This window comes from Clavibacter sp. B3I6 (assembly GCF_030816895.1).
In the GTDB taxonomy this organism is placed as follows: domain Bacteria; phylum Actinomycetota; class Actinomycetes; order Actinomycetales; family Microbacteriaceae; genus Clavibacter.
This window is the reverse complement of record NZ_JAUSYL010000001.1, coordinates 2,882,829-2,899,123: the sequence shown is the minus strand read 5'-3', so window position 1 is coordinate 2,899,123 and position 16,295 is coordinate 2,882,829. Positions and strand designations below refer to the sequence as shown.

General features: G+C 74.1%; 17 protein-coding genes. 7 read left to right on the top strand and 10 right to left on the bottom strand.

The window, feature by feature from the left end; all coding sequences use genetic code 11:
* Window positions 1-23: 23 nt before the first annotated feature.
* Window positions 24-413, bottom strand: coding sequence for a MerR family transcriptional regulator (locus tag QFZ62_RS14105; RefSeq protein ID WP_307506922.1), 390 nt, complete (start codon window positions 411-413; stop codon window positions 24-26).
* Window positions 414-428: 15 nt separating this feature from the next.
* Between QFZ62_RS14105 and QFZ62_RS14100 the strand changes: the two genes are divergently transcribed.
* Window positions 429-1,241, top strand: a complete 813-nt coding sequence (locus tag QFZ62_RS14100) for an NADPH-dependent F420 reductase (RefSeq protein WP_307506920.1) — start codon at window positions 429-431, stop codon at window positions 1,239-1,241.
* A gap of 106 nt (window positions 1,242-1,347) precedes the next feature.
* Here QFZ62_RS14100 and QFZ62_RS14095 read toward each other — a convergent pair whose 3' ends face one another.
* The gene (locus QFZ62_RS14095) at window positions 1,348-2,814 is read right to left on the bottom strand and encodes a DHA2 family efflux MFS transporter permease subunit (protein ID WP_307506917.1); all 1,467 of its coding nucleotides are present in this window, start codon (window positions 2,812-2,814) and stop codon (window positions 1,348-1,350) included.
* A gap of 128 nt (window positions 2,815-2,942) precedes the next feature.
* On the opposite strand from QFZ62_RS14095, the gene QFZ62_RS14090 reads away from it, so the two are divergent.
* Complete coding sequence (locus tag QFZ62_RS14090; protein WP_307506914.1) at window positions 2,943-3,446, top strand: MarR family winged helix-turn-helix transcriptional regulator; 504 nt, start codon at window positions 2,943-2,945, stop codon at window positions 3,444-3,446.
* Window positions 3,447-3,506: 60 nt separating this feature from the next.
* Here the strand turns inward: QFZ62_RS14090 and QFZ62_RS14085 are convergent, their stop codons facing one another.
* Window positions 3,507-3,863, bottom strand: coding sequence for a TraR/DksA C4-type zinc finger protein (locus tag QFZ62_RS14085; RefSeq protein ID WP_307506911.1), 357 nt, complete (start codon window positions 3,861-3,863; stop codon window positions 3,507-3,509).
* Window positions 3,860-4,681, bottom strand: a complete 822-nt coding sequence (locus tag QFZ62_RS14080) for a LysE/ArgO family amino acid transporter (RefSeq protein WP_307506908.1) — start codon at window positions 4,679-4,681, stop codon at window positions 3,860-3,862. The genes QFZ62_RS14085 and QFZ62_RS14080 overlap by 4 nt, the downstream gene beginning before the upstream one ends.
* A gap of 69 nt (window positions 4,682-4,750) precedes the next feature.
* On the opposite strand from QFZ62_RS14080, the gene QFZ62_RS14075 reads away from it, so the two are divergent.
* On the top strand, window positions 4,751-5,647 hold the full coding sequence (locus QFZ62_RS14075) for a LysR family transcriptional regulator ArgP (RefSeq protein ID WP_307506906.1): 897 nt from the start codon (window positions 4,751-4,753) through the stop codon (window positions 5,645-5,647).
* A gap of 50 nt (window positions 5,648-5,697) precedes the next feature.
* On the opposite strand, the gene QFZ62_RS14070 is transcribed toward QFZ62_RS14075, so the two are convergent.
* The 3 genes from QFZ62_RS14070 to QFZ62_RS14060 are packed head-to-tail and all read right to left on the bottom strand — an operon-like array spanning window position 5,698 to window position 8,325.
* Window positions 5,698-6,357, bottom strand: a complete 660-nt coding sequence (locus QFZ62_RS14070) for a methionine ABC transporter permease (RefSeq protein WP_204567552.1) — start codon at window positions 6,355-6,357, stop codon at window positions 5,698-5,700.
* A 1-nt stretch (window position 6,358) separates the two neighbouring features.
* Window positions 6,359-7,396, bottom strand: a complete 1,038-nt coding sequence (locus QFZ62_RS14065) for a methionine ABC transporter ATP-binding protein (RefSeq protein ID WP_307506903.1) — start codon at window positions 7,394-7,396, stop codon at window positions 6,359-6,361.
* Window positions 7,393-8,325, bottom strand: coding sequence for a MetQ/NlpA family ABC transporter substrate-binding protein (locus QFZ62_RS14060; protein WP_307506900.1), 933 nt, complete (start codon window positions 8,323-8,325; stop codon window positions 7,393-7,395). The genes QFZ62_RS14065 and QFZ62_RS14060 overlap by 4 nt, the downstream gene beginning before the upstream one ends.
* Window positions 8,326-8,632: 307 nt before the next feature.
* On the opposite strand from QFZ62_RS14060, the gene QFZ62_RS14055 reads away from it, so the two are divergent.
* Window positions 8,633-9,532: a hypothetical protein gene (locus QFZ62_RS14055; RefSeq protein ID WP_307506898.1), complete on the top strand. Its 900-nt coding sequence runs from the start codon at window positions 8,633-8,635 to the stop codon at window positions 9,530-9,532.
* A gap of 12 nt (window positions 9,533-9,544) precedes the next feature.
* Here QFZ62_RS14055 and QFZ62_RS14050 read toward each other — a convergent pair whose 3' ends face one another.
* The gene (locus QFZ62_RS14050; protein ID WP_307506895.1) at window positions 9,545-11,362 is read right to left on the bottom strand and encodes an ABC-F family ATP-binding cassette domain-containing protein; all 1,818 of its coding nucleotides are present in this window, start codon (window positions 11,360-11,362) and stop codon (window positions 9,545-9,547) included.
* A gap of 148 nt (window positions 11,363-11,510) precedes the next feature.
* On the opposite strand from QFZ62_RS14050, the gene QFZ62_RS14045 reads away from it, so the two are divergent.
* The 3 genes from QFZ62_RS14045 to QFZ62_RS14035 all read left to right on the top strand — a co-directional run bounded on the left by QFZ62_RS14045 (window position 11,511) and on the right by QFZ62_RS14035 (window position 15,142).
* Window positions 11,511-12,830, top strand: coding sequence for an MFS transporter (locus tag QFZ62_RS14045; protein WP_307506893.1), 1,320 nt, complete (start codon window positions 11,511-11,513; stop codon window positions 12,828-12,830).
* A 195-nt stretch (window positions 12,831-13,025) separates the two neighbouring features.
* A complete protein-coding gene (locus tag QFZ62_RS14040) occupies window positions 13,026-14,660 on the top strand; it encodes a DUF2142 domain-containing protein (protein ID WP_307506890.1) in 1,635 nt (544 codons plus the stop codon).
* Window positions 14,657-15,142 carry a GtrA family protein gene (locus tag QFZ62_RS14035; RefSeq protein ID WP_307506887.1) on the top strand — a complete coding sequence of 162 codons (486 nt, stop codon included), beginning with the start codon at window positions 14,657-14,659 and terminating at the stop codon, window positions 15,140-15,142. Before QFZ62_RS14040 ends, QFZ62_RS14035 begins: the two co-directional genes overlap by 4 nt.
* Here the strand turns inward: QFZ62_RS14035 and QFZ62_RS14030 are convergent.
* The gene (locus tag QFZ62_RS14030) at window positions 15,043-15,564 is read right to left on the bottom strand and encodes a DUF2304 domain-containing protein (protein ID WP_307506884.1); all 522 of its coding nucleotides are present in this window, start codon (window positions 15,562-15,564) and stop codon (window positions 15,043-15,045) included. The two genes, QFZ62_RS14035 and QFZ62_RS14030, sit on opposite strands and share 100 nt — an antisense overlap.
* Entirely contained in the window at window positions 15,561-16,295 is a 735-nt protein-coding gene (locus QFZ62_RS14025) for a glycosyltransferase family 2 protein (protein ID WP_307506881.1), read from the bottom strand. Before QFZ62_RS14025 ends, QFZ62_RS14030 begins: the two co-directional genes overlap by 4 nt.

Genomic DNA, 16,295 nt, shown 5'->3' with positions numbered 1-16,295 from the left:
GCGGACGTCGGATGTCGCCGCGCTCAGCTCGCGTGCGCCAGCGGCTCCTGCGTGGTGGCCTCGTCGAGGGCGGCGATGTAGCTCGTGATCGCGTCGCGGTTCTGGATGAGGAAGTCGATCTTCTCCGCCATGCGGTCGCGCTCGCGCGTCAGGAGGTCGCGCAGCCCGGGCTCCGCGTTCCGGACCACGATCGTCTGCGGCTGATCGAGGCACGGGAGGATGTCGATGATGATGCGCGAGGGGATGCCGGCGTCGGCCAGGCCGCGGATCTTGTTGACGCGGTCGACGAGGTAGTCCCCGTAGTCGCGGTACCCGTTGTCGAGGCGCTGCGGGGAGATGAGGCCCTGCTCCTCGTAGTACCGGAGCATGCGCGGAGGCACGCCCGTCCTCTTCGCGAGCTCTCCGATGCGCATGCCGTCCTCTCGTCCGTGCTTGACCTTCACACTAATGGCAATGTCGACACTGGAGGGAGACCACGAGACGGAAGAAGGCAGGACCACATGAGGATCGGCATCATCGGCACCGGCATGATCGGCGCCACCCTCGCACGGCGCCTCGCGGGCGCAGGACACGACGTGGCCATCGCGAACTCCCGCGGCCCCGAGACCATCGAGGGCGCGGCCCTCAGCACCGGCGCGCGGGCGGTGGAGGCGACGGACGTCGCGGCGGGGGTCGACGCCCTCATCGTGTCCGTGCCGCTGAACCGGGTCCCGGACGTCGCTCCCCTCGTCCGCGCCGCGCCCGAGGGCGCCGTCATCATCGACACCTCGAACTACTACCCCATGCGCGACGAGGCGATCGCCGAGCTCGACGGCGGCCAGGTGGAGAGCCTGTGGGTCGGCGAGCAGTACGGACGGCCGCTGGTCAAGGCGTGGAACGCGATCGTGGCGCAGTCCTTCGCGGAGCGCGGCACCCCGGAGGGCGCGGCCGGGCGGATCGCCGTCCCCGTCGCCGGAGACGACGCGGCCGCGCAGGCGCTGGCGATGTCGCTGGTCGAGGACACCGGCTTCGACGCGTTCGACAGCGGCTCGCTGGCGGAGTCGTGGCGACAGCAGCCCGGCACGCCGGCGTACTGCACCGACCTCACCGCGGAGGAGATGCCCGCCGCCCTCGCCGGAGCCGACCGCGCCCGGTCGGCACGTCGCCGCGATCTCGTCATCGACGTCGTGACCGAGCGCGCGGAAGCCGGCGGGGACGTGTCGTCCGACTACCTCGTGCGGCTCAACCGCGCCGTCTACTGAGCGCGGGGATCGCCCCGACGCGACCGGACCGCGATCGCGCCGGCGGGTGCGGACGCACGACGAGAGGCTCCCTCCATGAGGGAGCCTCTCGTCGTACCCGGTGGGATCAGGCGCTCGGAGCCGCGTCGGCCGAGGTCGCCCGACGGCGCCCGATGAGCAGGGTGGCCACGAGGCCGGCGACCGCGATGATCCCGCCGGTCATGAAGGCCGCCTGTCCCGCGTGGACCGTCTGCGCCGCGGTGAGGGCTCCGGCGTCGGTCGCCCGGGAGCCGATCGTGTACGCGGACACCAGGACCGCCCCGCCGGCGGCACCCGCGAGCTGCTGCACCGTGGTGAACGCCGCGGTCCCGTGCGGGTACAGCTCCGAGCGCAGCGACGACAGGGCGAGCGTCGTCACCGGTCCCCAGATCATCGCCTGGCCTGCCGTCATGAGGAGGTAGCCGGTGAGGTAGGTCCACACGCCGCTCGTGCCGTCCAGGGCGCTGAGGAACCAGATGCTCGCCGCCCAGATCCCGGCCCCCGGGATGGTCAGCGGCAGGGGACCCCACCGGTCGTAGACGCGCCCGCCGAGCGCGGACACGACGGAGATGATGACGCCTCCGGGGAGGAGGAACAGCCCGATCGCGAGCGTGCTGAGCCCGAGTGCGCCGGTCAGGACGAACGGCAGGACGAGGGCGACGCCGAAGCCGTTCATCGCGACGAACAGCATCACCACGACCGCGATCGCGAACCTCCTGCTCCGGAAGATGCGCATGTCGAGGAACGGCTCCGTGCGTCGGCGCAGCGCCACCTGGCGCCACACGAACCCGGCGACCCCGATGACGCCGACCACGGTCGGGACGAGCGGGGGCATCGGGGCGTGGCCGGACGCGGACTCGCCGACGAGGGACAACCCCAGCACCAGGGCGCCGAAGCCGACCGCCGACAGGGCCAGGGAGACGAGATCCAGCGAGGCGCGCTCCGGGGTCGTGATGTTCCTCAGCTTCACGGCACCGGCGATCAGCGCGACGACGGCGAGCGGGAGCACGAGGAGGAACAGCCACCGCCACGGGAGGTAGGTCAGCACGAGGCCCGAGACGGCCGGCCCCACGGCCGGGGCGATGGCGGGCACCGCCGTCACGAGCGCCATGACGCGACCCCGGCGCGACTCCGGGATGAGCCGGATGGCGGTGGTCATCAGCAGGGGCAGGAACACCGCCGTCCCGACGGCCTGGACGATCCGCCCGATCAGGAGGATGCCGAAGGACGGAGCTGCGGCGGAGATCGCGGTGCCGATGATGAACACCGACAGGGCGGTGAGGAAGATCGTCCGCAGGTGGAAGCGACGCATCACGAAGCCGGTGGCGGGGATCAGGACCGCCAGGGTCAGCAGGTAGCCGGTCGTGAGCCACTGGCCCGCCGACGGGGTGATCCGGAGGTCGGCGATGAGGGTGGGCAGGGCGACGCCCAGGAGCATCTCGTTGAGCAGCACGAGGAACGTGGACGCCATCAGCAGGCCGATGACGAGTGCGTCGCCCGGCTGGAGGCGATCGGAGGTACGCGGCTGCTCGCGCGGTCGGAGGGAAGCGGTCATCCCTCCATCCTCAACACTGACATCAGTGTGAAGGTCAAGTCGGCGGCGGATCCGCTCCCGGGCACCCCGCGATCCGGCCCGGCGCCGCCGCGCTCCGTCGGCTCCGCCCGGACCGGCATGATGGGGGGATGCCCAGCCGCGACGAGGTCGACCGCATCGTCGACGCGTGGCGCCGCGAGCGGCCCGACCTCGACTTCTCGCCGCTCGAGGTGCTGTCGCGGGTCGGCCGGCTGTCGCGGCTGCTCGAGCGCGCGCGGCGCTCGGCGTTCCAGGAGTCGGAGCTCGAGTCGTGGGAGTTCGACGTGCTGTCGGCGCTGCGCCGGGCGGGCGACCCGTACCAGCTGAGCCCCAAGGCCCTCCTGCAGCAGACGCTCGTCTCCTCGGGAACGATGACGAACCGCATCGACCGGCTCGTGGCGCGCGGCCTCGTCGAGCGGCGCACCGACCCGCACGACGGGCGCGGGATCCTCGTCGTCATGTCGGCCGCGGGGCGCACGCGCGTCGACACGGCCATCACGCGGCTCGTGGCCGAGGAGGCGGACCTGCTCGCGACGATGCCCGGCGCCGATCGCGACGTGCTCGCGGGGCTGCTGCGGCAGCTCATCCTCGACCTCGACGACGACGGGGCCTGAGGGCGGATCGGCCGCGTCCGGGCCCCGGCGACCGGCGGATCGGCCGGCGCGCCGTCCGGGTCAGGCGTGGGCGACGCAGCGGCGCGCGGCCGGGCGGATCGCGAGGCGGCCCGCGGGGATCGGCTCGCCGCACGCCTCGCAGCGGCCGTAGGAGCCCGCGTCGAGGCGGGCCACCGCGGCATCGACGTCGTCGAGGCGCACGCGGGCCTCGCGGATCATCGCGTCGGACTGCGAGCGCTCGAACGCGAGGGTCGCGCCCTCGGGGTCGTGCTCGTCGTCGGAGTTCGCGTCCTGTCGCGCCTCGACGATGGCCGCCACGTCGCGGTCGAGGCCGCGGATGAGGGCCAGCGTGTCGGCGCGGAGCGCGGCGAGGGCGGCGCGCGGGTCGACGGGGTCGGGATCGGGGGCGGAGGTCACTCCACCGGAACGCGCCGGGGGTCCGCGGGCTTCCCGGCCGGATCCGCGAGGGGCGCGGCGACGGCGTCCCGCTGCGTCCCCGGGCCGGCGAGGTCGACGACGGCGACGCGACGCGACCGCGCGCGGGACCACGCCGCGACCGCCCCAGCGAGCGCGAGGCAGATCACGGCCGCCACGAGGATCCGCGCCCCCTCCCCCGCGCCCGCGGGCACGAGCGGCAGCAGCACCTGCACGGCGAGCACGAGCATCACGAGCGCGATGGCGGTGTCGAGCACGCGCCACGCGGCCGGGCGGGCGAGCACGGGCGCGAAGACGCGCGCCGCCAGGACGAGGAGGGTGAACCAGACGCAGCTGGCCACCATCGCGCCGATCCCGAACGCCCAGCGGCCGTCGCCGTGGCCCACGGCGACGGATCCGACGAGGAGCACCGTGTCGAGGTACACGTGCGGGTTGAGCCACGTGAGCGCGAGGCACGCGCCGACCACGGCGCCGAGGGAGCGGGGCGCGCTCGCGGCGACCGCGAGGCCCCGCGGCGCGACGGCCCGGAGGAGCGAGAGGGCGGCGTAGCCCGCGAGGAACGCGGCGCCGAGGACGCGGATCACGACGATCGCCACGGGCGCCGCCTCGATGACCGCGCCGACCCCGGCCACCCCGAGGCCGATGAGGATCACGTCGGAGAGGGCGCAGATCACGACCACGGCACCGACGTGCTCGCGCCGCGTGCCCTGGCGGAGGAGGAACGCGTTCTGCGCGCCGATGGCGGCGATGAGCGAGAGGCCGAGGCCGAAGCCGGAGAGCGCGTGGGCGAGGGGGTGCATGGCCTCCACGCTAGGCATGGCGCGTGCATCAGACCAGCTCATGTTCCTGCAGCAGCATTAGCATCGCTGATGATGGACATCCGCACCGAGCACCTGCGCACCCTCGCCGCCGTCGTCGACACCGGCACGCTGGACGCCGCCGCCCGCGCCCTGCGCCTCACGCCGTCCGCGGTGAGCCAGCGCATCACGGCGCTGGAGCGGAGCGCCGGCCGCGTGCTCCTCCGCCGCACCCGGCCCGCGACCACGACCGAGGCGGGCGACGCGGTCCTCCGGCACGCGCGGCAGGTGCTCCTGCTCGAGCGCGACCTCGACGGCCTGCTCGGCGTGGGCGACGGCGACGCGCCCCGGGCGGGCACGGCCGCGGTGCCGGTGGTCGTCAACGGCGACTCGCTGGCGTCGTGGCTGCTGCCGGCCTTCGCCCATCTCGCCGCGGAGACGGGGCAGGCCGTCGAGGTGCTGCGCGAGGACGAGCACCACTCCCTCGACCTGCTGCGCGACGGATCCGCGATGGCCGCGGTCACGAGCGTGCGCGACCCGGTGCAGGGCTGCACCTCCGAGCGGCTCGGCCGGATGCGGTACCGCGCCCTCGCGACGCCCGCCTACGTCGCCGCGCACCTCCCCGACGGGCCGACCCCGAGCGCGCTGGCCGTGGCGCCCCTCGTCATGTACGACCGCAAGGACGCGATGCAGGACCGCTGGCTCCGCGGCCGTCGCGCCCCCGCGGGCCAGCCGCGCCACTACGTGCCGTCGTCGGCGGAGTTCGTCACGGCGGTCGCGCTCGGGATGGGCTGGGGCATGCTGCCCGACCTGCAGGGCGAGGAGCTCGTGCGGCAGGGCGTGCTGGTGCCGCTCGACGCGGCGAGCCACGTGGACGTGGCGCTGCACTGGCAGCGGTGGAGCGTCGACTCCCCCGTGCTCGCCGACCTCACGCGGCACGTGCGCGCCGCGGCCGCCTCGCTCCGGTAGGGAGCGGGCGGCCGCGGGTCGTGCGAGGAGCGGGTCGGCGACCCGCGGGATCAGCGCCGCAGCGCCGCCCGGGCCAGCCGGTTGCCGATGAGCTGCACCACCTGCACGAGCACGATGATGATGAGCACCGCCGCCCACGTGACGACCGGCTCGAACTGCCGGTACCCGTAGACGATCGCGAAGTCGCCGAGGCCGCCGGCGCCGATCGCGCCCGCGACCGCCGTCATGTCGACGATGCCGACGAAGACGAAGGTGTAGCCGAGGATCAGCGGGCCGAGCGCCTCCGGGATCAGCAGCGTGAAGATGATCCGCACCGGGCTCGCGCCCACGGACCGCGCCGCCTCGATCACGCCGGGCTGCACGGTGAGCAGGTTCTGCTCCACGATGCGGCTGATGGCGAACGAGGCCGCGAGCGACAGCGTGAAGATGATCGCCGCCTGCCCGATCCCCCGGCCCGTCACGATGCGGGCGAGGGGCTGCGCGGCCACCAGGAAGATGATGAACGGGATCGGCCGGAAGGTGTTGACCACCACGTTGAGCACCGCGAACACGGGCCGGTTCGCGAGCAGGCTGCCGCCGCGCGTGAGGTAGAGCCCGAGCCCCATGACGAGCCCGCCGAGCCCGCCGAACAGGAGCGTCAGCAGCACCATCGTGAGCGTCTCGATCGTCGAGCGGCCGAGGAGCGGCAGGAGCGGGGTCAGCGCGTCCATGTCAGACCACCTCCGTCACGGTGACGCCGGCGCGGTCGGCCGCGAGCACCTCGTCGATGCGCGCGGCGTCGCCCCCGAGCGCGAGGGTCAGGTTGCCGAACGTGCGGCCCTGGATGTCCGTGATGCCGCCGTGCACGACCTCGAAGCCGATGCCCGCGTCGGCGAGCGCGCGGAAGACCTCGCTCTGGGTGGCGCCGCCGTCCGCGAACGACAGCGTGACGAGCCGGCCGGGGTGCCGCGCCCGCAGGCGCGCGACCTCCTCGGCCTCGGGCACGCCCGCGACGACGGTGGAGACGAATCGCCGCGCGGCGTCGCTCGTGGGGCGGGAGAACACGTCGAACACCTCGCCCTGCTCGATGACGCGGCCGGAGTCCATGACGGCCACGCGGTCGGCGATGGACTTGATGACCTCCATCTCGTGCGTGATGACGACGATGGTGACCCCCAGCTCCTCGTTGACGCGGCGGAGGAGCGCGAGGACCTCGCTCGTGGTCTCGGGGTCGAGCGCGCTCGTCGCCTCGTCGGCGAGGAGGATCGCGGGGCTCGTGGCGAGCGCGCGGGCGATGCCGACGCGCTGCTTCTGGCCGCCGGACAGCTCGTCGGGCCGGGCGTGCGCCTTGTCGGCGAGGCCGACGAAGTGGAGGAGCTCGCTGATCCGCCGCTGCTGCTGGTCCTTCGGCATGCCCGCGACGGACAGCGGGTACGCCACGTTGCCCCACACCGTCTTCGACGCGAAGAGGTTGAACTGCTGGAACACCATGCCGATGCCGAGGCGGAGCTTCCGCAGCTCCCGCTCGGGCAGGTCCTGGATCTCCCGCCCGTCCACCGACACCGTGCCCGAGGTCGGCCGCTCGAGCGCGTTCACGAGCCGCACGAGCGTGCTCTTGCCGGCGCCCGAGTAGCCGATGATCCCGAACACCTCGCCGCGGCGGATGTCGAGGTCGACGCCGGCGAGGGCGTCGAGCCCCTGCTCGCCCTTGGCGCGCGGCGGGTACTGCTTGCCGACGCCCCGCAGGGAGACGTGCGGGGCGTCCGTCACTCTGCCGACTTCCGCTCCGCGACGGCCTTCTCGGTGGTGGCGAGGATGCTCTGCAGCTCGTCGGCCGGGGTCTTGAGCGGGACGGCGGTGTCGCCCGAGTTCTCGACGAGGGCGTCGATGACGGCCGGGGTGTCCTCGAAGATGCGCGCGAGCTGGAGGTAGGTCTCGTCGTCCGCGTCGTCGGCACGGGCCGCGAACACGTTGACGTAGGCGAGGGAGTTGGGGTCGCTCGGGTCGTCCTGGGCGATGGCGTCGTCGGAGGTGAGGCCGGCGTCGGTGACGAAGTCGTTGTTGATGATGACGGCGTCGGCGTCGGGCAGCGACGTGGCCGTGAGCGCGGCGTCGACGGGGGTGACGGTGACCTTCGACGCGGCCTGGTCGATGTCGTCGAGCGTCGAGATGCTGGATCCGCCGCCCTTGAGCGTCACGAGGCCCGCGCTCTGGAGCACCAGGAGGCTGCGGGCGAGGTTCGACTCGTCGTTCGGGACGACGACGGTGCCGCCCTCGGGGATCTCGTCGACCGAGCCGTGCTTCTGCGAGTACAGCGCGAGAGGGTAGATGGCGGTGGCGCCGATGGGCGTGAGGTCGTCGCCCGCGCCCTCGTTGTACTGCGCGAGGTAGACGAGGTGCTGGAACTGGTTGAGGTCGATCTCGCCCTCGGACAGCGCGGGGTTCAGCTGCGTGTACTCGGAGAAGTTCACGACCTCCACGTCGATGCCCTCCTCCTTCGCCGCGTCGACGAAGGGCTGCCACTGCGGGTCGCTCGCGCCGACGACGCCGATGCGGACGGACTTGCCGCCGCCCGAGAACGCGCCGGTCGAGAAGAGCACGGCCGCGACGATCGCGAGGACGACGACGACCGCGCCGATGATGAGGCCGAGGCGGTTCTTCCGCTTCGGGGCGTCGATCAGGGGGGCCTGGGTGGTCATGGGGATCCTCTCGGTGGTGCGGGGCCGGTGCTGTCCGGGGTGATGCGTGCGATGCGGGGTGCTTCGGGGCGGTGCGGGCGCGGGAGCGCACGGCGACGGCGGCGCGCGACGGCGCGGCGGGCGGACCCGCGGATGCGCACGACGCGGGCGAGCGGTGCGCGGTGCGGGACGCCGACGACGGCCGGTGGCCGCGTCCCTGCAGCACCTCGACGGTAGGCGGCCAGGCGGGGCATGTCGAACCGGGCCGTAACACGGGGACACCCCGCGGCGCCCGCGGGATGTGGCAGGGTCGGCCACGGAGGTGCCCATGCACGAGGACGACGACGTCTCCGCGCTCCCCGTCGAGGAGCTGCGGCGCCGGGTGTACGCGCAGGGCGCCGACGAGCGCGACGAGCGGTGGATCCGCGCGGCCGCCGAGCTCGACCGGCGCGGCCGCGCGTCCCGGCCGGCCGACGGGGCGGCGGCGGAGACGGCGGCGGCGGCGGCGGCGGCGGCGATCCATGGGGACACGGCCTCCGCCGAGACCTCCCGCTCCACCGAGGCCCACGCCGGCCCCGCGGAGGCGGACCCGACGGCGGACGACGGCGATGCGGACGCCGCCGTGCCCGTCCCCGCATCCCGCCGCGCCCTCGCCTGGGCCGCGGGCGCGCTCGCGGTGGGCCTCCTCGCGGGCGGCGCGATCGGCGCGGCCTCCGCGGGATCCCCGCCGTCCACCGCGGCCGGCGGCACCCCGAGCCCCGGCGCCGACGCGCCTCCCGTCGCCGCGGGATCGGCCCCCGCCCCTACGGCGAGCGCCGACGGCCCCGCGCTCCTCGGCCCCGACTCCTCCTCCGACCGGCGCAGCCGCCCCGCCGGCCCGATCTTCGACGGCCCGCAGGAGGACGGCGACCTGCCGCCGCGGGCCGTGCGCGCCGACGTCGACGCGACCACGATCCGCGCGGTCCAGGCGAGCGTCGGCCTCTATGCGGCGGCGTCGAACCGCGGCGATCGGTGCCTCCTGGTGTTCCCGAGCGGCGGCGCGGGCGTCGTCACGTGCGCGTCGCCCGACCGGGTCGCGTCCGAGGGCCTCCGCATCGCCTGGACGACCGAGTTCCCCTCGCGGAACCGCGACGGGTCGACGGGCATGATCACCGGCGACGTCGAGGCGATCTGGTCGGCCGACGACCTCATCACGCTGACCACGCCGGACCGCATCCTCGCGTACTGAGCGGCCGGCGGATCAGCCCTCGAGCAACTCGCTGAGCTCCATCCAGCGGGACTCGAGCGCCTCGACCTCGCCCTCGATGGCGCGGACGCCCTCGTTGGCCTTCGCGAGCCCCTCGTAGTCGTTGGGGTCGTGCTCGGCCATGGCGTCGAGGGCCTGGCGGCGGCGCGTGTCGGCCTTCTCGAGCTTGCGGGTGATGCTCGCGAGCTCCTTCTGCGCGTTCCGCAGCTCAGCCCCCTGCAGGGACGGGCCGGTGGATCCGCCGAGCGTCGCCGTGGCCTGGCCGCCGACCTCGTCAGGGCGCGCGACGGTCGACTTCTCCGCGTTGCCGGGCTGCTGGCGGAGCTTCAGGTACTGGTCGACGCCGCCGGGGAGGTGGCGGAGGTTGCCGTTCATCACCGCGTACTGCTGGTCGGTGACGCGCTCGAGCAGGTACCGGTCGTGGCTGACGACGAGGAGTGTGCCGGGGAACGAGTCGAGGAGGTCCTCCATCGCCGCGAGCATGTCGGTGTCGAGGTCGTTGGTGGGCTCGTCGAGGATGAGGACGTTCGGCTCGTCGAGCACGATGAGGAGGAGCTGCAGGCGCCGCTTCTGGCCGCCCGAGAGGTCCTTGACGGGCGTCGACAGCTGCGCGCTCGTGAAGCCGAGGCGCTCGAGCAGCTGACCGGGGGTCATCTCCTTGCCGCCCGCGACGTACGTGGTGCGCTGGCGGCCGATGACGGTGGACACGCGGTCCTCGAGCACGTCCTTCAGCTCGTCGAGCTGCTGCGTGAGCACGGCGACCTTGATGGTCTTGCCGCGCTTCACCTTCCCGGTCGTGGGCTGGAGCGTGCCGGCCACGAGCGAGAGCAGGGTCGACTTGCCCGCGCCGTTCACGCCGAGGATGCCGGTGCGCTCGCCGGGCGCGATGCGCCACTCGACGTCCTTCAGGATCTGCCGGTCGCCGTAGCTGACCGACACGCCGAGGAGGTCGACGACGTCCTTGCCGAGACGCTGCATCGCCATGGACGCGAGCGAGACGGCGTCGCGCGCGGGCGGCTCGTCGGCGATGAGGGCGTTGGCCGCCTCGATCCGGAACTTGGGCTTGGCCGTGCGCGCGGGCGCGCCCCGGCGGAGCCAGGCGAGCTCCTTCTTCATGAGGTTCTGGCGCTTCGCCTCGGAGACGGCGGCGCTGCGGTCGCGCTCGACGCGCTGGAGGATGTAGGCCGCGTAGCCGCCCTCGAACGGCTCGATGAGCCGGTCGTGCACCTCCCACGTGTAGTTGGCCACCTCGTCGAGGAACCACCGGTCGTGGGTCACGACGATGAGGCCGCCCGAGTTCGGCGACCAGCGGCGGCGGAGGTGCCCGGCGAGCCAGGCGATGCCCTCCACGTCGAGGTGGTTGGTGGGCTCGTCGAGGAACAGGATGTCGTGGTCGCCGATGAGGAGCTTCGCGAGCGCCACCCGGCGGCGCTGGCCGCCCGAGAGCTGGGCGACGTCGGCGTCCCACGGCACGTCGGAGGCGAGGCCGTCGATCACGTCGCGGACGAGCGGGTTGCCCGCCCACTCGTGCTCGTCAATGCCGCCGACGATCGCCTCGCCGACGGTCTGGCCGTCCGGCAGGGTGTCGCTCTGGTCGAGCACGCCGATCGTGACGCCGCGGCGGCGCGTGACGCGGCCGCCGTCGGGCTCGAGCCGCCCGGCGAGGAGGGAGAGGAGGGTCGACTTGCCGTCGCCGTTGCGTCCGACGATGCCGATGCGGTCGCCCTCGTTCACCCCGATGGTCACGTCGTCGAAGATCACGCGCGTCGGGAACTCGAGGTGGAGCGCTTCGGCTCCCAGCAGATGGGCCACCGCACGAGCCTAGGTGGTCCGTGCCCGGGGAATTCCCGCGAGCCGCCCGCCGTTGGCCCCCATCGTGACCCGCGAGGGCCGCGCGCTCGACGGGGAGCAGCCCGCCCGCCGCCCGCCGACGGGGATCCGCCCACCGCGAGGAGCGCACATGACCACCGGCCCCGACACCGCATCCCTCCCCGCGACCGCGGCGACCGCGGCATCCGCCGAGCCCGTCGCGCCCGTCGCGTCCGCCCCCGCTCCCGCCCGCCGCGAGTCCGCCGCCGGGCTCGTGGTCTACGCGCTGACGCTCCTCGTGCTCGTCGCGAGCGGCGCCGCGCCCTCGCCCCTCTACCCCGTGTACCAGGAGGAGTGGGCGCTGCCGCCCGTCGTCCTCACGGTCGTGTTCGCGGTCTACGTCGCCGGACTGCTCGCGACGCTGCTGACCGCCGGCCGCCTCTCCGACCACATCGGGCGCCGTCCCGTGATCCTCGGGGCCCTCGCCGTGTCCACCGCGGCGATGCTCGTGTTCGCCTTCGCCCACGACGGGCTCGCCCTCGTGGTCGCGCGGATCCTCCAGGGGCTCGCGATCGGCCTCGCCACGGGCGCGCTCGGCGCCGGCATGATCGACCACCAGCCGACCCGCCGCACCGGCCTCGCCGCGTTCCTCAACGGCGTCGTGCCGCCGGCCGCGCTCACGGTCGGCGCGCTCGGCAGCGGGTTCCTCGTGGCCTACGGGCCCGCGCCGGAGGAGACGGTGTTCCTGGTGCTCGCGGCGCTCATGGTGGCCGCGGGCGTCGCCGTCGCGGTCGTGCCCGAGCGGCAGCCGCGCCGGGCGGGCGCGCTCCGGTCGCTGATCCCGTCGGTCGCCGTGCCCCGCGCGGCGCGTCCCGTCTTCACCGCGGTCGTCGGCGGCATGATCGCGAGCTGGGCGCTCGGCGGCATGTTCCTGGCCTTCATCGGATCCGTGCTCGGCTCGACCTTCGGCCTGCACAGCGCGGCGGTGACGGGCGCGGCCATCGCCCTCTTCACCGGCACGGGCGCCGTCACGGGCATCGTGATCCGCACCCGCGACGCCCGCCGCAGCCTCGTCGTCGGCGTGGTCGCCCTCGTGCTCGGGCCGGTGGGCCTCGTCGCGGCCATCTGGACCTCCTCGCTCCCCCTCTTCGCGGTCGCCGCGGTCGTGGGCGGCGTCGGCTTCGGCGCCGGGTTCCAGGCGGGCCTCCGGCTCGTGCTGGCGGAGGCGCCCGTCGACCAGCGCGCGAGCCTCCTCTCCTCCGTCTACGTCGCGAGCTACCTCGCCTTCGGGGTGCCGAGCATCGTCGCGGGCATCTTCGTGGAGGCGGACGGCCTGCCGGTCGTGCTCACCGTCTACGGCGCCTTCGTCGCGCTGAGCGCCCTGGTCGCGCTCGTGCTGCAGCTCACGGGGCGCCGCACGCGCCGCGCCGAGCGGAGCGCGGACGCGCTCGACGCCGCCTCGGTGCGCTAGGCGCCGTCCGCCGTCCGCCGGCACGAGGCCGCGGACACGCCGTCACGACGCCGGATGCCCCGCCGGCGGGCACCCGGCCCCGCGCGGGCGACCGGCTATCCTCGACGGGGACAGCGGGCCCGCGACGCGCAGGTCGGTCCGCAGGGTGCCCGTCGGCGGCCCCTGCCCGCACGCGCTGACATCCACGGAGACACCATGATGCGAACGCCCCTGCACGCCCGCGCCCCGCGCGCCGACGGCCGGACGGGACGGGCACCGCTCGTCGTGTTCCTCGCGGCCCTCGTCGGGATCGGCGTGATCAGCGGCCTCTGGGCGGTGACGACCCCGATCGGCGCGAGTCCCGACGAGCCCGCGCACATGATCAAGGCCGCCTCCGTCGTGCGGGGCCAGCTCCTCGGCGACGTGACGGACGAGCCGCAGGTCCGCACGGTGCAGGTGCCGGCGGGCATCGCGTACACCATCCCCGCGTCCGGGTGCGGGCGGCACAAGGCCGACACGACCGCCGACTGCGCCCCCGGCTTCCCCCCGGGCGACACGGCCGACCGCATCGTCTCCACGACCACCAGCGCGGGCCTCTACGACCCCGTCTACTACGTGCTCGTCGGCTGGCCCACGCTCGTCGCCGGGGGCGGCACGGCGGCGGTCTTCGGCATGCGCCTCGTGAGCGCCCTCATCTGCTCCGCGCTCATGGCGGGAGCCCTCGCGTACCTCAGCCGGCTTCCGCGACCGGTGCTGCCCGTGATCGCGACCTCCGCCGCCCTCACCCCGATGATCGGCTCGCTCTTCGGGGCCGTGAACCCCAACGCCTTCGAGATCGCCACCGTCGCCGCCTTCGCCGCCGCCTACGTCGCCTGCCTCGTGCGCGGAGGTCCCGTGAGCTGGCGCACCGCGGCCTTCCTCGCCGTCACCGGCGGGCTCCTGGTGCACGCGCGCGGGCTGTCCCCCCTGTGGCTCGGCGTCGCCGTGATCGCGGGCGCGTGCATCGTCGGCTGGTCGCGGTCCTGGGAGTTCCTCCGACGTCCGCCGGTGCTGGCCGCGGTCGGCGCGGTCGTGGTCTCCACCGCGCTGGCCCTCGTCTGGATCCTCCGGACCGGCTCGCTCGCGGCCGTGGGCGTCTACCCGGGCGTGGGCACCAGCTTCCGCGAGGGCCTCATCCTGATGCTCGAGCGCACCTTCGACTTCGCGCGCGACATGGTCGGCATCTTCGGCTGGCTGGACACCCCGATCCCCTCGTACGTCGTGTTCGCCTACTTCGTCGGCTGCGGCGCCCTCGTCGCCGTCGCGTTCCTCGCACCCGCCGCCCCCCGCACCCGCCGCACGGTGGCCGTGGTGCTCGTCGGCTACGTCCTGCTGCCCGCCCTCGTCCAGGCGGCGTCGGTCACGGTGTCGGGCTTCGTGTGGCAGGGGCGCTACAACCTCGCCGCGTACGTTCTGCTGATCATGATGACCGCGGTCGTCGTCGCCCCCGTGCACGACCGCCTGCCCGCCGTCGTCCGGCGCCGGGTCCTCCTCCTCGTCGCCGCGGCCCACGCGGCGGCCATGTTCGTGGGGCTCATGACGTTCCTCCGCCGCAACTCCGTGGGGGTCAGCGCGACCTGGACCCAGCTGGTCACCGAGCCGCGCTGGTGGCCGCCCGTGCTCGGGCTCGTCCCGTGGGTCCTCGTCATCACCGTCGGCTCCCTCGTCGCGGGCGCGGCGCTCGTGGTCGCCGCGCGGGCCGCGCACCGCTCGACGGACGCGCAGCCGGCCGACGGGACATCCGATCCCGAGGCGCCCCTCGAGGGCCGCGGCACGACGACCGCCGTCGCGGCCGGGACGGGCTCGGCGTGAGCACGGGCATGCCCGGGCGCCTCGCCCGCTTCCGCTCCGGCCGCCTCTACGGCCCGTTCCTGTACCTGGCCGTGGGCGGCGTCGCCTTCGTCGTGGACCTCGGCCTGCTCATCGTCGGGCGCGACGCGCTCGGCTGGCCGCTGCCCGTCGCGAGCGCGATGGCGTTCTGGGCCGGGCTCCTCGTCAGCTACGTGATGCAGCGCTTCCTGACGTTCCGCGGCCAGCGGTCGTCGTGGCACAGCCTGTGGAGGTACGGCGTGCTCGTGGCCGTCAACTCGCTCGCGACGGTGCTGATCATCGCGCTGTTCGACAGCATCGGCTGGGGCTACGTGGTGGGCAAGTTCGTCTCCACGGCGCTCACCACGCTGTGGAACTACGCGGCCTACAAGTCGTGGGTGTTCGCGGGACGCGGCGAGGACGCCGGAGTCGACGTCGACCGTCCGGCACCCCGCTCCGACGAGGAGGACGCGGCGCCGCTCTGAGGCCCGTCCGCCGGCCGGCGGGTCGACGCGGCGCCCTCCGGACGGACGGCCTCCGAGGCGGATCCGATGCCGGTCGCGCGCTCGAGGTCGTGCAGGCGGAGGTCGGCCATGGCGGCCTCCTCGGCGAGGCGGCGCACCTTGTCCTCGAGGTCGGTGAGCTCGGCGCTGTACTGCACGCAGACGATGAAGATCACGACGATGCTCGCGAAGAACGCGAGGTTCGCGGGCTGCTGCACGCCCAGGACGCTGGAGAGGCCCGACAGCAGCGCCGGGAACACGCTCACGATGACGGCGACCAGGCCGGCGAGCAGCCACCACACGGCGTGACGCTCCCGGAGGCGCCGCCTCCGCAGCCGCTCCACGACGACGCCCATCGCGAGCAGCGAGGCCACGATGCTGAAGATGTAGCTGGTGGTGTTCACGCGGCGACCGCCTGGCCGGGTCGGGTGATCGGACGGATGAGGGCGATCACGAGCGCCATGCCCGCGCGCGCCAGGTAGACGGCGGCCTTGGCGGGGTTGTGGGACGCGACGCCGCCGGCCCGGGGCCGCATGGAGACGGGCACCTGCTCGATCGTCAGGCCGTGGCGTGCCGCGATCACGAGCGACTCGACCGTGTCCCCCAGGTACTCGGCCGGGTAGTTCTCGGCGAAGAGCGCGACTGCGCGGGGGCCGGATCCCCGGTAGCCGGAGGTCGTGTCGGTGAGGGCCGTGCGCGCGATGCGGCTGAGCGCGAAGCTCAGGAACCGCATCGCCCACTTGCGCGGCCCGGACACCTCGTAGTCGCCCTCGCCGGCGAAGCGCGCGCCGATGACGACGTCCTTGCGCTGCAGGGCCTCGAGCAGCTGCGGGACGCTCTCCGGGTTGTGCTGCCCGTCGGAGTCGATCTGGATGACGTTCTCGAAGCCGTGCCGCTGCGCGTAGCGGAAGCCCGCCCGCATCGCGCCGCCCACGCCGAGGTTGAACGGGAGCTCGAGGACGCGGGCGCCGGCGGCCTGCGCGACCTCGACCGTGCGGTCCTTCGAGCCGTCGCTGACGACCAGGCACGCGATGCCGGGGAGCGTGTCGAGCACCTCCCGGACCACCTGGCCGACCGCCTCCTCCTCGTTGTACGCGGGCATGACGATGAGGGTCGTGCTCAGGCTGGCGGGCAT

Coding starts and splice junctions, on each gene's coding strand:
- QFZ62_RS14045 (WP_307506893.1), top strand. CDS start 11,511: ATGACCACCGGCCCCGACACCGCATCCCTCCCCGCGACCGCGGCGACC.
- QFZ62_RS14090 (WP_307506914.1), top strand. CDS start 2,943: ATGCCCAGCCGCGACGAGGTCGACCGCATCGTCGACGCGTGGCGCCGC.
- QFZ62_RS14040 (WP_307506890.1), top strand. CDS start 13,026: ATGATGCGAACGCCCCTGCACGCCCGCGCCCCGCGCGCCGACGGCCGG.
- QFZ62_RS14075 (WP_307506906.1), top strand. CDS start 4,751: ATGATGGACATCCGCACCGAGCACCTGCGCACCCTCGCCGCCGTCGTC.
- QFZ62_RS14070 (WP_204567552.1), bottom strand. CDS start 6,357: ATGGACGCGCTGACCCCGCTCCTGCCGCTCCTCGGCCGCTCGACGATC.
- QFZ62_RS14095 (WP_307506917.1), bottom strand. CDS start 2,814: ATGACCGCTTCCCTCCGACCGCGCGAGCAGCCGCGTACCTCCGATCGC.
- QFZ62_RS14060 (WP_307506900.1), bottom strand. CDS start 8,325: ATGACCACCCAGGCCCCCCTGATCGACGCCCCGAAGCGGAAGAACCGC.
- QFZ62_RS14025 (WP_307506881.1), bottom strand. CDS start 16,295: ATGCCCGCCAGCCTGAGCACGACCCTCATCGTCATGCCCGCGTACAAC.
- QFZ62_RS14105 (WP_307506922.1), bottom strand. CDS start 413: ATGCGCATCGGAGAGCTCGCGAAGAGGACGGGCGTGCCTCCGCGCATG.
- QFZ62_RS14055 (WP_307506898.1), top strand. CDS start 8,633: ATGCACGAGGACGACGACGTCTCCGCGCTCCCCGTCGAGGAGCTGCGG.
- QFZ62_RS14080 (WP_307506908.1), bottom strand. CDS start 4,681: ATGCACCCCCTCGCCCACGCGCTCTCCGGCTTCGGCCTCGGCCTCTCG.